This is a genomic window from Luteimonas terrae (genome assembly GCF_031457535.1).
Classification (GTDB): Bacteria; Pseudomonadota; Gammaproteobacteria; order Xanthomonadales; family Xanthomonadaceae; genus Luteimonas; species Luteimonas terrae_A.
Genome location: NZ_JAVDWO010000001.1, coordinates 202637 through 217007, shown reverse-complemented (window position 1 = coordinate 217007; position 14371 = coordinate 202637). Strand labels below are relative to the sequence as shown.

Genomic DNA, 14371 nt, shown 5'->3' with positions numbered 1-14371 from the left:
CCATGCACGCACCGGCGTTGGTGCGGGCAGCGGTCCTTGGGAGGGGAGTCGCAGCACATGCGCAACGCGAAACCGCAGCTGCCGTTCTGGCAGATCTGGAACATGTGTTTCGGCTTTCTGGGTATCCAGTTCGGATTCGCCCTGCAGAACGCCAATGTCAGCCGCATTTTCCAGACGCTCGGCGCGGACATGGAACAGGTGCCCGGGCTGTGGATCGCCGCGCCCTTGACCGGCCTGCTGGTGCAACCGGTGATCGGCTATTTCTCCGACCGCACGTGGACGCGCCTCGGCCGTCGCCGGCCGTATTTCCTCTGGGGCGCGATCTTCTCCACCGCCGCGTTGCTGGTGATGCCCAACTCGCCCGCGCTGTGGATCGCGGCCGGCACGCTGTGGATTCTCGATGCGTCGCTCAACGTGTCGATGGAACCGTTCCGCGCCTTCGTCGGCGACCAGCTGGCGCCGAAGCAGCGCCCCAGCGGTTACGCGATGCAGAGTTTCTTCATCGGCGTCGGTTCGGTCGTCGCGAGCGCCTTGCCGTTCGTGCTGGCGAAGTTCGGCGTCGCCAATACCGCCGGCCCTGGCGAAGTGCCCGACACCGTGCGCTACGCGTTCTACTTCGGCGGCGCGGTGCTGCTGGGCGCGGTGCTGTGGACTGTGCTGCGCACGCGTGAGTATCCGCCCGAGGCGCTGGCCGCATTCGATGACGCGCATCCACCGGGCACGGTCGCGGGCGGCGAAACGCCAATACCTTCGGCGACCGGCGGCCTGCCGTGGCTGCTGGTCGGCATCGCCGGCGTCGCCCTGGTCTGGTCGATGGGCTGGGACCGCATGCTCTATGTCCTCGCCGCAGTGCCGCTGGCCTATGGACTGCTGCGGCAGATTGCGGCGCTGCGCGGTCGCGGCATGGTCGCCGCGATCGCCGGTGATCTGCATGCGATGCCGACGACGATGCGCCAGCTCGCCGTCGTGCAGTTCTTCTCCTGGTTCGGCCTGTTCGCGATGTGGATCTACACCACCGCCGCGGTCGCCCAGACCCACTACGGCACCACCGATCCGCAGTCAGCCGCCTACAACGAAGGTGCGAACTGGGTGGGTGTGCTGTTCGCCGCCTACAACGGCTTCGCTGCGCTCGCAGCGGTCGCGATTCCGTGGATGGCGCGCGCGCTCGGTCTGCGCATGACCCATCTGGTGAACCTGTGGCTGGGCGGCGCGGGTCTGGTATCGATCGCCTTCATCCGGGATCCGCAGTGGTTGCTGCTGTCGATGGCCGGTGTCGGCTTCGCCTGGGCCTCGATCCTGTCGCTGCCCTACGCGTTGCTGTCCGACAGCCTGCCCGCGCACAAGATGGGCGTGTACATGGGCATCTTCAATTTCTTCATCGTCATCCCGCAGCTGGTCGCGGTGAGCACGCTGGGCTTTCTGCTCGGTCACCTGTTCGGCGGCGCGCCGATGCGCGTGCTGATGCTCGGCGGCGCGAGCCTGGCGATTGCCGGATTGTTCGCACTGCGCGTGTCGCGGCCGCTGTCGGAACAGACCACGCGATGACATCCACTACAGGAGTTTTTGCATGACCCGAACCTTGACCGTCGCCATTGCCGCGCTGCTGTGCGCGGGCTGCAGTTCCGCGGGCGCTGTCCGGGCGGGTCACGCAGCCGAAGAGGGCAACGTGTACGGCACCCGCGAGCCCTTCGCCGCACACGCGGTGTATTTCGTCGTCACCGATCGTTTCGTCAACGGCGACACATCGAACGATCAGCGCGAACAGGGTGGGGCGCATCCGACCTTCGACATCCCGGTGCGCTGCCCGGACGGCATCGACGGCAATATCGGGTATCTCGGCGGCGACTTCCGCGGCGTGCTCGAAAACGCTGGCTACATTCGCGACATGGGCTTCGGCGCGGTGTGGATCACGCCGATCGTCGACAACCCGGACGAGGCCTTCACCGGCGGCGATCCGGTCGAGTGCGGCAGCTCGCTGACCGATCGCGGCAAGACCGGTTACCACGGTTACTGGGGCACGAACTTCTACCGCGTCGACGAACACCTGCCGAGCGCCGACCTCGATTTCCGCGGTTTTACCGATGGCATGCGCGCCGCCGGGCTCAAGACCGTGCTCGACATCGTCGGCAACCATGGCGCGCCGTCATGGACGATGCCGCAGGCGCAGCCCGGCTTCGGCCAGATCTTCGATGCCGAGGGCCAGCTGATCGCCGATCACCAGAACCTGCCGCCGCAGCAGCTCGACCCCAAGGGCAATCCGCTGCACGCGTTCTACAACGCGACCGGCGTCGTCGATGCCAAGGACGGCTCGATCTTCGACGGCAACCTCGCCCAGCTCTCGGATTTCGACGCCGCCAATCCGGCCGTGTTCGACTACCTCGCCGGCGCCTATGAACAGTGGATCGGGCAGGGCGCCGACGCGTTCCGCATCGACACCATTGCCTGGATGCCGCACGCGTTCTGGAAGCGCTTCGCAGACCGCATTCGCGCGCAGAACCCCGGATTCTTCATGTTCGGCGAGGCCTTCGACTACAACGCCGACAAGATCGCCGAGCACACCTGGGCCGGCAATGGCGGCATCAGCGTGCTCGATTTCCCGATGAAGCAGGCGATGGACGAGGTCTTCGCCGGCGATGCCGGCTTCGAGCGCCTCGCGCCCGCGCTGCACCTCGAGCGCGGGCCCTATGCCAATCCCTACGATCTGGCGACGTTCTACGACAACCACGACATGCCGCGCATGGCGGCCAGCGATTCCGGTTTCATCGACGCGCACAACTGGCTGTTCACCGCGCGCGGCATCCCGGTTGTCTACTACGGCTCGGAAACCGGCTTCATGCGCGGTCGCGGCGAGCACGCCGGCAATCGCGCGTACTACGGACAGGCCCGTGTCGACGCCGGCACGCAGAGTCCGATCCATGCCGCGCTGACCCGCATCGCCAACCTGCGCCGCGACACGCCGGCGTTGCAGCGGGGCCTGCAACTGGTGCTCGAGCTCGACGGTGACCATGCCGCGTTCTATCGCGTGCTCGGCGATGGCGACGCGCGCCAGACCGCGCTGGTGTTGCTCAACAAGGGCGATGCACCGTGGCGGGCGACGCTGACTGACGCCGAGATTTCGGCGGGCAGCTGGCGGGATGCGTTCGGTGGTGTTCCGGTCGCTGTCGATGCCGGGCTGCGCATCGATGTGCCTGCCCATGGAGTCCGCGTGCTGCTGCGTGATGACGTGGCGGTGCCAGGCGCACTGCGCGCGCGGTTGCAGACGCTGATGGCCGAACGGCATGGTGGTCCGGACGCGCGGTGATCGTGCTGCAGGCGCGCTGGCGCGTTTGGGTGTCCGGCGATGCCCCTTCGCGCGCGAGCGCGCTCCTACAAGATCTGTCAGCCAACCACGGTCTCGGCCTTGTATCTGTAGGAGCGCGCTCGCGCGCGATGTGGCTTGCCCGGTAATGCCTGTTCGCGCGCCAGCGCGCTCCTACAGGTGTTGTCTGCCCGTGGAATCGCGCACGACGAGCGACGTCGGCATCCGCAGGCTTTCCGCCGGCTCGCCGACGACCAGCCGCATCAACGTATCGACCAGCAGCTCGCCGGCGGTCAGCGTGTCCTGCACCACGGTCGTCAGCGCCGGCGTCGTCATGCGCGCGGCGGGGATGTCGTCGAAGCCGGCGATGGCGAGGTCGCTCGGCATCCGCAAGCCGTGCTCGGCGAATGCGCGCATCGCGCCGATCGCGATCAGGTCGCTGGCCGCGAATACCGCATCGAACGGCTGCCCGCGCCGCAGTAGTTCGGTCGCCGCCGCATGGCCCGAATCCTCCGCGCTTTCCGCGTCGACCTGCAGCGCGCGTTCCATCGGCAGGCCGCGCGTCTGCAGCGCGGACTCGCACCCGAGCCAACGGTCGAGGAACTCCGGATAGCGACTGGACGCATCGCCGAGAAAGGCGATGCGTCGATGCCCCAGGTCGGCGAGATGCGCGCCCACCAGTGCACCACCGCCTGCGTTGTCGCAGCCGATCGAGATGCCCGGCTGGTCGGGCAGCACCGCGCCCCAGCGCACGAACTGCGTGCCCTGTTCGACCAGCGTGCGCAGCTTGCCTTGGTAGGCGAGATAGTCGCCGTAGCCGAGCAGGATCAAGCCGTCGGCCTTGTGGCTGTCGCCGTAGTCGGCATGCCAGTCGTTGGACAGCTGCTGGAAGGAGATCAGTAGGTCCTGGCCGTGGCGCGCGCAGGCACGGGTGATCGAGCCGAGCATCGGCAGGAAGAACGGATTGATGTGCGACTGGTCGCTGGTCGGGTCCTCGAACAGCAGCAGCGCCAGCGTGCCCGATTGCTGGCGGCGCAGGTTCGAGGCGTTTTTGTCGACCTTGTAATTGAGCTCGCGGGCGATCGCGAGGATGCGCTCGCGGGTCTCGCGGTTGACCGACGGATGCCCGCGTAGCGCCCGCGACACCGTGGGCTGGGACACCCCGGCGATGTGGGCGATATCCAGGGACGTCGGCTTGCCTTTGATCGTCATCGGGCCTGCGCTGGGCGGCGGAAACTTGATCGATGATGCCACGCCGCGGCGCGTTCCCCGTCCGGCTGCAGCGCGTGGCGGCGGGCGTCCGCAATCCGGCCGCCCATCGGACACCCCCGGCGCCCCGGTCCCGCAGGCCGCCGTTCTCGGCTAGAATCGGCTGCTCCGCTCCATCAGGAACAGGTGGCCCGCGACCCGCCGGCCGAGCGTGCGACATGAGCACTACCACCGCCCATCGCTGACCGTTCCCGGGTGTGCCATCAGGCGCCCTCGCGGCGCTTTTTTTGTGGCCGCCAAGCGGCCATGCAGATCTCTGGAGTTGGGGTTCGGATTGAAAGTACCGAATTGCCACCATTCCGAATCCCCAATCCCTCATTCCCAATCCCGGTTCTCGCCATGATCACCATCACGCTTCCCGACGGCAGTCGCCGCGAATTCGAACAGCCCGTGTCCGTCCTCGAGGTCGCCCAGTCGATCGGCCCGGGCCTGGCCAAGGCCACCGTCGCCGGCAAGGTTGATGGCCGCCAGGTCGACGCGTCCGACGTCATCGACCATGACGCGACGCTGCAGATCCTGACCCCGAAGGATCCCGAAGGCGTCGAGATCATCCGCCACTCCTGCGCGCATCTGGTCGGTCATGCGGTCAAGCAGTTGTACCCGGACGCGAAGATGGTCATCGGCCCGGTGATCGACGACGGCTTCTACTACGACATCCACAGCGAGCGACCCTTCACGCCCGAGGACATGGCCGCGATCGAGACGCGCATGGCCGAGTTGATCGACACCGAGTACGACGTCATCAAGAAGATGACGCCGCGCGCCGAAGTGATCGAGACCTTCAAGGCCCGCGGCGAGGACTACAAGCTGCGCCTGATCGAGGACATGTCCGTCGACATCACTGAAATGGGCCTGTACCACCACCAGGAATACGTGGACATGTGCCGCGGCCCGCACGTGCCGAACACGCGGTTCCTCAAGGCCTTCAAGCTCACGCGCATCTCCGGCGCGTACTGGCGCGGTGACTCCAAGAACGAGCAGCTGCAGCGCATCTACGGCACCGCGTGGGCGGATTCGAAGCAGCTCAAGGCCTACATCCAGCGCATCGAGGAAGCCGAGAAGCGCGATCATCGCCGCATCGGCAAGCAGCAGGAACTGTTCCACCTGCAGGAAGAGGCGCCGGGCCTGGTGTTCTGGCATCCCAAGGGTTGGGCGCTGTGGCAGGTCGTCGAGCAGCATATGCGCGGCGTCTACCGCGACAGCGGCTATGGCGAAGTGCGCTGCCCGCAGATCCTCGATGTGTCGCTGTGGCAGAAGTCCGGCCACTGGGACAACTACAAGGACAACATGTTCTTCACCGAGTCGGAGAAGCGCACGTATGCGGTGAAGCCGATGAACTGCCCGGGCCACGTGCAGATCTTCAACCAGGGCCTGCACAGCTACCGCGACCTGCCGATCCGCTACGGCGAGTTCGGCAGCTGCCATCGCAACGAGCCGTCCGGCGCGCTGCACGGCATCCTGCGCGTGCGCGGCTTCACCCAGGACGACGGCCACGTGTTCTGCACCGAATCGCAGATCGAATCCGAAGTCACCGCGTTCCACCAGCAGGCGCTCAGCGTCTACACGCACTTCGGCTTCGACGAGATCCAGATCAAGATCGCGCTGCGTCCCGAATCCCGTCTGGGCGACGACGCCACCTGGGACAAGGCCGAAGCCGCGCTGCGCAATGCGCTCTCGGCCTGCGGCGTGGCGTGGGAAGAGCTGCCGGGCGAAGGCGCGTTCTATGGCCCCAAGATCGAGTATCACCTGAAAGACGCGATCGGCCGGACCTGGCAGCTGGGCACGATGCAGGTCGATTTCATGATGCCCGGGCGCCTCGGCGCCGAGTACGTCGACGAGCACAGCCAGAAGCAGGTGCCGGTGATGCTGCACCGCGCGATCGTCGGTTCGATGGAGCGTTTCATCGGCATCCTGATCGAACACCACGCCGGTGCGTTCCCGGCGTGGTTGTCGCCGGTGCAGGCGGTGGTGATGAATATCACCGATGCCCAAGCGGATTTCGTCGAGCAAGTTCGGAAATCCCTTGCAAATCAAGGGGTCCGCATCGAGGCCGATTTGCGGAACGAGAAGATCGGCTATAAGATCCGCGAGCACACGCTGCAGCGGGTGCCGTATCTGATCGTGGTCGGGGACCGCGAGAAGGAAACCGGCGCCATCGCCGTTCGGACGCGCTCCGGGGAAGATCTGGGTACCATGCCGATCGACGACTTCGTTTCACGCCTTCGCGCCGAACACGCGGCAGCATGAGTCCTTCACCGGCGCGGGTCCATCATGGATCGCGCCGGTCGCCCCGTTGGTTGACGAACCGGCGGTATGTTCCACATCGGAGATCGCAGTATTAGCACCCCTGACAACAAGCAGAATCGGCGCAACCAGGACATCCGCGTACCGCGGGTGCGCGTGATTGGTTCGGACGGAGAAATGCTCGGCATCCTGACGCGCGAAGAAGCGCTGAAGGCGGCTGAGGATGAAGCTCTGGATCTGGTGGAAATCCAGCCGAACGCGGATCCGCCGGTCTGCAAGATCATGGACTTCGGCAAGTTCAAGTTCGACCTTCAGAAGAAGGCGAACGAAGCCAAGAAGAAGACCAAGCAGCAGGAAATCAAGGAACTCAAGTTCCGGCCGGTCACCGATGAGGGCGACTACCAGATCAAGCTGCGCAAGATGCGCGGGTTCCTCGAGGACGGCGACAAGATCAAGGTCAACATCCGTTTCCGTGGCCGCGAAATGAGCCACCAGGAGCTGGGTCGCGAGATGGCATCGCGCATTGAGGCCGACCTGGGCGAGGACATCGTCATCGAATCGCGTCCGCGCCTGGAAGGCCGGCAGATGGTGATGATGATCGCGCCCAAGAAGAAGTAACCACGCGCTCTGCGCGTAGGTAGGCCGTTCCTCTTCGCCTGATGGGGGAGGGCGGATGAAGGGGCGCCGAAAGGCGCCTCTTTCAGTTTCAGGTCTTGGCGGCAGGCGAATCCAGCCTTCTGCTGTCGGACGGTGCTCGAGGCGCTCCATCGCTGGCTGGGGAGGGGTGGCGTGGCGCTGCCTCGCCAAGCCGATGATTTGCAAGCGCAATCCCCGCGCGGCATAATGCGCGGCTCCCCGGTCCACTGGGGTGGCAGATTCATCCAGGACCCGCCTGGATTCCCTCGTGGGATCAAAGGCTTAAAACCGGCATGGGCAGGACGGAAAGCGTGGCGCCAGCCACCGCCCAGTCAGTACTCGTATCCCACAAGGACTCTCGCAATGCCCAAGATCAAGACGCACCGGGGCGCCGCCAAGCGGTTCCGGAAGACGGCGTCCGGCAAGTACAAGGCCGGCCACGCAAACCGTAGCCACATCCTCACGAAGAAGACGACCAAGCGGAAACGCGGTCTCCGGCAGACGAACATCATCTGCGCGTCAGACAGCGGTCGTCTCGATCGCATGCTTCCGTATCTCTGAGGACTGAACAATGGCACGAGTCAAACGTGGTGTGCAGGCACGCCGCCGTCACAAGAAGGTTCTCGGCCGCGCGAAGGGCTATTACAACGCCCGCCGCAAGGTCTTCCGCGTCGCCAAGCAGGCCGTCATCAAGGCCGGCCAGTACGCGTACATCGGTCGCAAGCTCAAGAAGCGCGATTTCCGTTCGCTGTGGATCACGCGTATCAACGCGGCCGCACGTCTGAACGGCATCAGCTACAGCCGCTTCATGAACGGTCTGCTCAAGGCCGGCATCACCCTGGATCGCAAGATCCTGGCTGACCTCGCGGTCAACGATGCAACCGGCTTTGCCGCGCTCGCCGAGAAGGCGAAGGGCGCGCTGGCGGCCTGAGGCCGTCGTCTCCACCGTAAAGCGGTACTGCCGCCGGATCCGTCCGGCGGTCACGTGGGGAAGGGCGCAAGTCCTTCCCCATTGTTGTTTGTGGCGCCGGACTTTCCGGGCGTGACATTCCCTATCAGTGACGGGCCAGCAGTGCGATGAGCGAAATCGACTCCCTTTCGAACCAGGCGCTTGCCGATATCGAGGCCGCCGCCACGCCGGAGGCGCTCGAAGCGCTGCGTGTCGGACTGCTCGGCAAGAGCGGCAGCATCACCGCGCAGCTCAAGGCGCTGGGCGCATTGCCGGGCGACCAGCGCAAGGCCGCCGGCGAGGCGATCAACCGCGCGCGCGATGTCATCGGTACCGCGCTGTCGACACGCAAGATTGCACTCGACGACATCGCACTCGATGCGAAGCTGTCGTCGCAGACCATCGACGTGACCCTGCCGGGCCGCGACGGTGTGCGCGGCGGCGTGCATCCGATCAGCCGCACGCTCGAGCGCATCGCCGATATCTTCGGCCGCCTGGGTTACGAGCTCGCCGACGGTCCCGAGATCGAAGACGACTGGCACAACTTCGAGGCGCTGAACTTCCCGCCGCACCATCCTGCGCGTGCAATGCACGATACGTTCTACTTCGGCGACGGCCGCCTGCTGCGCACGCACACCTCGGGTGTGCAGGTGCGTTACATGGGCGATCACGCCCCGCCGCTGCGCATGATCGCCGCCGGGAAGGTCTACCGCTCCGACAGCGACCAGACGCATTCGCCGATGTTCCACCAGGTCGAAGGTCTGCTGGTCGACGAGCACGCGACGTTCGCCGATCTCAAGGGCACCCTGAGCGAGTTCGTGCGTGCGTTCTTCGAGCGCGATTTCGAGATGCGTTTCCGCCCCAGCTACTTCCCGTTCGTCGAACCCGGCGCCGAAGTCGACATTGCCTGGCAGCAGGCCGACGGCAGCACGCGATGGCTCGAGGTGCTGGGCTGCGGCATGGTCCATCCGAACGTGCTCAAGGCCGTCGGCATCGATCCAGAGCGCTACACCGGCTTCGCTTTCGGCCTCGGCGTCGAGCGTTTCGCGATGCTGCGCTACGGCGTCGACGACCTGCGTGCGTTCTTCGACAACGACGTGCGGTTTCTCAGGCAGTTTGCCTGAGGCCGGGATTCGGGAGTCGGGATTGGGGATTCGGAAACGCCGGTCCCCGCCGACGATCGGATGCCTGCTGTTTCGAATCCCCAATCCCGAATTTCGAATTCCAGAATTTCAGCATGAAATTTTCAGAAAACTGGCTGCGCCAGCACGTCAAGACCGATGCCACCCGTGACCAGCTGGCGGCGACGCTGACCGCGATCGGGCTCGAGGTCGAAGAGATCACGCCGTTGGGCGAGTCGCTCGACGGCGTCGTCGTCGCGCGCATCGTCTCGGCGGAGAAGCATCCCGAAGCCGACCGCCTGCAGGTCTGCCAGGTCGATGCAGGCGGCCAGACGTTGCAGATCGTCTGCGGCGCGCCGAATGCGCGCCCGGGTCTTGTCGCACCGTTGGCGACGATCGGCACCAAAGTCGGCACGCTGACGATCCAGGCCGCGCAGCTGCGCGGCGTCGACTCCAACGGCATGCTGTGCTCGGCCAGGGAACTCGGCATCGACGCCGACGCATCCGGCCTGCTCGAACTGCCCGACGACGCGCCCATCGGCGCACCGCTGGCCGGGTATCTCGGACTGCCCGACGCGAGCATCGAACTCAAGCTCACGCCGAACCGCGCCGACTGCTTTGGTATTCGCGGCATCGCGTTCGACGTCGCCGCGGCCTGCGGCAGCGAAGTCGTCGCGCTCGAGGCGCCCGCGGTGCCGGCGACATCGGAGGCATCGCTGCAGGTCGTGCTCGACGCGGGCGCCGATGCGCCACGCTATCTCGGCCGTGTGATCGAAGGCATCGACGCGATGCGTCCGACGCCGTCGTGGATGGCCGAGCGCCTGCGCCGCAGCGGCATCCGGCCGGTCAGCTTCCTCGTCGACGTCACCCAGTACGTGATGCTCGAACTCGGCCAGCCGATGCATGCCTTCGACCGTGACCTGCTCAAAGGCCCGGTCGGCGTGCGCCGTGCGCGCAATGGCGAAACGCTCAAGCTGCTCGACGGTCGCGACGTGACGCTGGATGAGCAGTTCCTCGCGATCACCGATGCGGACCGCGTCGTCGCGCTGGCCGGCGTGATGGGCGGTTTCGACACGCGGGTGACCGACGGCACCCGCAACGTGTTCCTCGAGTCCGCGCACTTCGCCCCGGACGCGATCATCGGCCGTAGCCGCCGTCTCGGCCTGCACACGGATGCCGCGCACCGATTCGAGCGCGGCGTGGATCCGGAGCTGCCGCGCACCGCGATCGAATACGCGACGCGTCTGATTCTCGACGTCGCCGGCGGCGCGGCCGGTCCGGTGACTGCCGCGGAACTGGACGCGCATCTCGCGCAGCCGCGCAAGATCGCGCTGCGTCGCGCACGCGTGACGCGGGTGCTCGGCCTGACCGTTGACGACGCGGAGATCGAACGCATCCTGCGCGCGCTGGGACTGGAGGTCGTCGCCGATGGCGAAGGCTGGCAGGTCACCGCGCCGACGCGCCGCTTCGATCTCGCGATCGAAGAAGATCTGATCGAAGAGGTGGTGCGCATCCACGGATACGACCGCGTGCCGACCACGCTGCCCGGTGGCGCGACGCGCATCGCCGCGCCCAGCGAAACCCGTGTGGCCGAGTCCGAGCTGCGCCGGCAGATGGTCGCGCGCGATTGCCTGGAGACGGTCAACTTCGCCTTCGTCGATGCGTCGCTGCTCGCGGCCTGGCAGGCGGATGCCGGCAGCGTGCCGCTGGCGAATCCGCTGAGCGCCGAACTGGGTGTCATGCGCACCGCGTTGTTGCCGGGCCTGGTGTCCACGCTGGCGCGCAACCTTGCGCGCCAGCAGGAACGCGTGCGCCTGTTCGAACTCGGCAAGGTGTTCGTGCAGGCGGACGCCGCCGGTGCCGCACCCGTCGAGACCTTGCGCTTGGCCGCTGCGATTGCCGGCGATGCCAGCGTCGAGCAGTGGGGTGATGCAACGCGCCCGGTCGATTACTTCGACCTCAAGGGTGATCTCGAAGCGCTGGCCGCAGTCGCTGGCGCCCATCTGACGTTTGCGCGTTCGACCGCGCCGCACGGCCATCCCGGCCGTTCGGCCGACGTGCTGCGCGACGGCGCGCGCGTCGGCTGGATTGGCGAACTGCATCCGCGCCTGCTGCGCACGCTCGACATCGACGTGCCGGTGGTGGCGTTCGAACTTGACGCCGCTGCGCTGCAGGCACGTCCGCTGCCGCGCGTGACCGGCTTGTCGAAGTTCCCGTCGGTGCGGCGCGATCTGGCGATCGTCGCGCCGGAGTCGGTCGACTGGGCCGCGCTGGAGGCCACCGTACGGGCAGCCGCAGGTCCGCTGCTGGCCGATGTGCGCCTGTTCGACCGTTATGCCGGTCAGGGGGTCGAAACCGGGTTCAGGAGTCTCGCCATGGGCTTGATTCTGCAGGAAAAATCCCGCACTCTGACCGATCGCGATGTCGATGCTGTCGTTGCGGACGTGGTGGATGCGCTCGCGCGCGGACACGACGCGAAGATCCGGGGCTGAGGCCTTACAGGGGGTTGCTGCGTGGCACTGACGAAGGCGGACATGGCCGAGAAGCTCTACGAGGAAGTCGGCTTGAACAAGCGCGAGGCGAAGGAGTTCGTTGACGCCTTCTTCGACGTGCTGCGCGATGCCTTGCAGCAGGGCCGTCAGGTCAAGTTGTCGGGTTTTGGGAACTTCGACCTGCGCCGCAAGAACGAGCGCCCCGGCCGTAATCCCAAGACCGGTGAGGAGATTCCGATTTCCGCGCGCACGGTGGTGACGTTCCGTCCGGGCCAGAAGCTCAAGGAACGTGTCGAGGCCTATACCGGTTCGGTGGGCGCGGCCCATGCTTGACCCGGGCAGCAACCGAGAACTTCCGCCGATTCCGGCGAAGCGCTACTTCACCATCGGTGAGGTCAGCGAGCTGTGCGACGTCAAGCCTCACGTGTTGCGCTACTGGGAAACCGAATTTCCGAGCCTCGAGCCGGTCAAGCGTCGCGGCAACCGGCGTTACTACCAGCGCCACGATGTGTTGATGGTACGCCAGATCCGCGGGTTGCTCTACGAACAGGGCTACACCATTGGTGGTGCGCGCCTGCGCCTCGAGGGCGAAGGCGCGAAGCAGGAGTCCGCGCTCAGCAACCAGATCGTGCGCCAGGTGCGCATGGAGCTTGAGGATGTCCTGCAACTGCTCAAGCGCTGAGTAACGCTTGCGACATGGATGGGCGAAACGTCCGCCAGACGGTATAATTTCCAGATTCCGGGGTATAGCGCAGCCTGGTAGCGCACTTGTCTGGGGGACAAGTGGTCGTCGGTTCAAATCCGGCTACCCCGACCAAAACACGCGACATCCGAACGGCCCGTGCGCAAGCACGGGCCGTTCTGTTCGCGGGCATCTCACCACCGCGTACTGCTATTGCGTGTCAGGCGGCGTCCAGAAGTGCGCGCCCTTCTTGCGTGAGGTCGATATCGCCGTCTTCGGCCAGCACGGCATAGCCTGCATGGACGGCCCAGTCGGTCTCCGCTTCGGTAATCGGGGTGGTGGCATCGATGTCGCGCAGGATGCGGCGCTGGTCGTCGGTGATCGTCATGCGGGAGTCCGGTGAGGAGAAGGTCTCACGGTAGCGATCCGGATGTCGGCTGGGTGTTTGCGCGATGGACAGAGCGCCACCTGCCGCCCAACGCTGAACAGAGCGCTGACGGACTGCGCCTAGCGATGCACATTCGCGATCGAGGCTTCGTATGCTCGCCCTTCATCTTCTTGAACGGATCTGGCTGATGGACAAGCGGCTCAATGTCACGGTGCTCGCCCTTGCAATTGCATCGCTGTGCCCGCTGGTGCAGGCTCAGGACGCGCCGATTGCGGAGCCTGCAGCCGCAATGCAGGCCGATACGTCCGATGTCCGCGACATGGACACCGTCGTGGTCACAGGTGTTCAGCCCGGTCCGGGTCTCTGGCGCGTTCGCCGCGGGGAGAACACGCTCTACATTCTTGGCACGCAGTCGCCCCTGCCCAAAGCCATCAGCTGGCGCTCGGACGAAGTCCGTGAGGTGCTCGCCGAAGCCGGCGTGGTGCTCGGCCCGCCGGGCGTCAGTGTCGGCGGCGATATCGGTGTGTTCCGCGGCCTGACGATGCTGCCATCCGCCCTGCGTGCATCGCGGAATCCCGACGGCGCCACGCTGGACGAACTGTTGCCGGCGGACGTCTACCAGCGTTGGTCGACGCTCAAACAGCGCTACATCGGGCGCGACCGCGGGATCGAGCGCAAGCGGCCGGCGATCGCGGTGCGTGAGCTGTACCGTGCCGCGCTCGACGCCAACGGGCTGCGCGAGGGCGGTGTGATCACGCCGGTCCTCAACGAGGCCCTCAAGGCGCGCGGCATGTCGCTGACGCCGACGACGCTCGAGGTCAAGATCGACGATCCGCGCGCTGCACTGGCTGACTTCCGCAACGAAGCCGTGAAACCAGAAGACGTGGCCTGCGTCCGCGACACGCTCGACGTCATCGAGCGGGGACTGCCGCAGGTGGCCGCGCGGGCCAATGCCTGGGCCGTCGGCGACCTCGACGCGCTGCGTGCGACGGCCGGGCAGGGCAGCCAGGTGCAGGCCTGCCTGTCGTCGTTCCTGCAGACCGAGACGGCGCGCAAACGGGGGCTCGACGATCTTGAAGCGCAGGTGCGTGCGCACTGGCTGGCGATGGCCGAAGAGGCGCTCGCGACACATCCGGTGTCCTTCGCGACGCTGTCGGTCAATGATCTGCTTGGGACGGCCGGATATCTCGCGGCATTGCGGCCTCGCGTGGATGCGGTGCTCGCGCCGGACGAGGCCGATACGATCGAGGACAGCGACGCCGCGGGCACCAGCCCGGCAACGCCCTGACCCA

The 14371-nt window shown here is 66.2% G+C and carries 13 protein-coding genes and 1 tRNA gene; 12 read left to right on the top strand and 2 right to left on the bottom strand.

What is annotated here, in order from left to right; all coding sequences use genetic code 11:
* Window positions 1-57 precede the first annotated feature (57 nt).
* Both J2W68_RS00895 and J2W68_RS00890 read left to right on the top strand, forming a co-directional pair.
* The gene (locus J2W68_RS00895) at window positions 58-1545 is read left to right on the top strand and encodes an MFS transporter (protein ID WP_310231736.1); all 1488 of its coding nucleotides are present in this window, start codon (window positions 58-60) and stop codon (window positions 1543-1545) included.
* A gap of 22 nt (window positions 1546-1567) precedes the next feature.
* Window positions 1568-3301: an alpha-amylase family glycosyl hydrolase gene (locus J2W68_RS00890; protein WP_310231733.1), complete on the top strand. Its 1734-nt coding sequence runs from the start codon at window positions 1568-1570 to the stop codon at window positions 3299-3301.
* A 171-nt stretch (window positions 3302-3472) separates the two neighbouring features.
* Here the strand turns inward: J2W68_RS00890 and J2W68_RS00885 are convergent, their stop codons facing one another.
* Window positions 3473-4510, bottom strand: a complete 1038-nt coding sequence (locus tag J2W68_RS00885; protein WP_310231731.1) for a LacI family DNA-binding transcriptional regulator — start codon at window positions 4508-4510, stop codon at window positions 3473-3475.
* A gap of 396 nt (window positions 4511-4906) precedes the next feature.
* On the opposite strand from J2W68_RS00885, the gene thrS reads away from it, so the two are divergent.
* The 9 genes from thrS (at window position 4907) to J2W68_RS00840 (ending at window position 12826) form a co-directional block, all read left to right on the top strand.
* Window positions 4907-6814, top strand: coding sequence for a threonine--tRNA ligase (thrS, locus tag J2W68_RS00880; protein ID WP_310231728.1), 1908 nt, complete (start codon window positions 4907-4909; stop codon window positions 6812-6814).
* Window positions 6815-6880: 66 nt separating this feature from the next.
* Complete coding sequence (gene infC, locus J2W68_RS00875; protein WP_310154800.1) at window positions 6881-7429, top strand: translation initiation factor IF-3; 549 nt, start codon at window positions 6881-6883, stop codon at window positions 7427-7429.
* A 381-nt stretch (window positions 7430-7810) separates the two neighbouring features.
* Entirely contained in the window at window positions 7811-8008 is a 198-nt protein-coding gene (gene rpmI, locus J2W68_RS00870; protein WP_310154803.1) for a 50S ribosomal protein L35, read from the top strand.
* Window positions 8009-8018: 10 nt separating this feature from the next.
* Window positions 8019-8378 (top strand): 50S ribosomal protein L20, encoded by a 360-nt coding sequence (gene rplT, locus J2W68_RS00865; RefSeq protein ID WP_159678264.1) that lies wholly within the window; start codon window positions 8019-8021, stop codon window positions 8376-8378.
* A gap of 146 nt (window positions 8379-8524) precedes the next feature.
* Window positions 8525-9520 (top strand): phenylalanine--tRNA ligase subunit alpha, encoded by a 996-nt coding sequence (gene pheS / locus J2W68_RS00860; protein ID WP_310231723.1) that lies wholly within the window; start codon window positions 8525-8527, stop codon window positions 9518-9520.
* Between the two features lie 83 nt (window positions 9521-9603).
* Entirely contained in the window at window positions 9604-12009 is a 2406-nt protein-coding gene (gene pheT, locus J2W68_RS00855; RefSeq protein WP_430539654.1) for a phenylalanine--tRNA ligase subunit beta, read from the top strand.
* Window positions 12010-12030: 21 nt separating this feature from the next.
* The gene (locus J2W68_RS00850) at window positions 12031-12342 is read left to right on the top strand and encodes an integration host factor subunit alpha (RefSeq protein WP_232114670.1); all 312 of its coding nucleotides are present in this window, start codon (window positions 12031-12033) and stop codon (window positions 12340-12342) included.
* Window positions 12335-12691 carry a MerR family transcriptional regulator gene (locus tag J2W68_RS00845; RefSeq protein ID WP_096209477.1) on the top strand — a complete coding sequence of 119 codons (357 nt, stop codon included), beginning with the start codon at window positions 12335-12337 and terminating at the stop codon, window positions 12689-12691. Before J2W68_RS00850 ends, J2W68_RS00845 begins: the two co-directional genes overlap by 8 nt.
* Before the next feature lie 58 nt (window positions 12692-12749).
* Window positions 12750-12826 (top strand) — tRNA-Pro (locus J2W68_RS00840).
* An 85-nt stretch (window positions 12827-12911) separates the two neighbouring features.
* Here J2W68_RS00840 and J2W68_RS00835 read toward each other — a convergent pair.
* Window positions 12912-13079 carry a hypothetical protein gene (locus J2W68_RS00835; RefSeq protein WP_310231717.1) on the bottom strand — a complete coding sequence of 56 codons (168 nt, stop codon included), beginning with the start codon at window positions 13077-13079 and terminating at the stop codon, window positions 12912-12914.
* 187 nt (window positions 13080-13266) lie between these two features.
* Between J2W68_RS00835 and J2W68_RS00830 the strand changes: the two genes are divergently transcribed.
* Entirely contained in the window at window positions 13267-14367 is a 1101-nt protein-coding gene (locus J2W68_RS00830; protein WP_310231715.1) for a TraB/GumN family protein, read from the top strand.
* Window positions 14368-14371 lie beyond the last annotated feature (4 nt).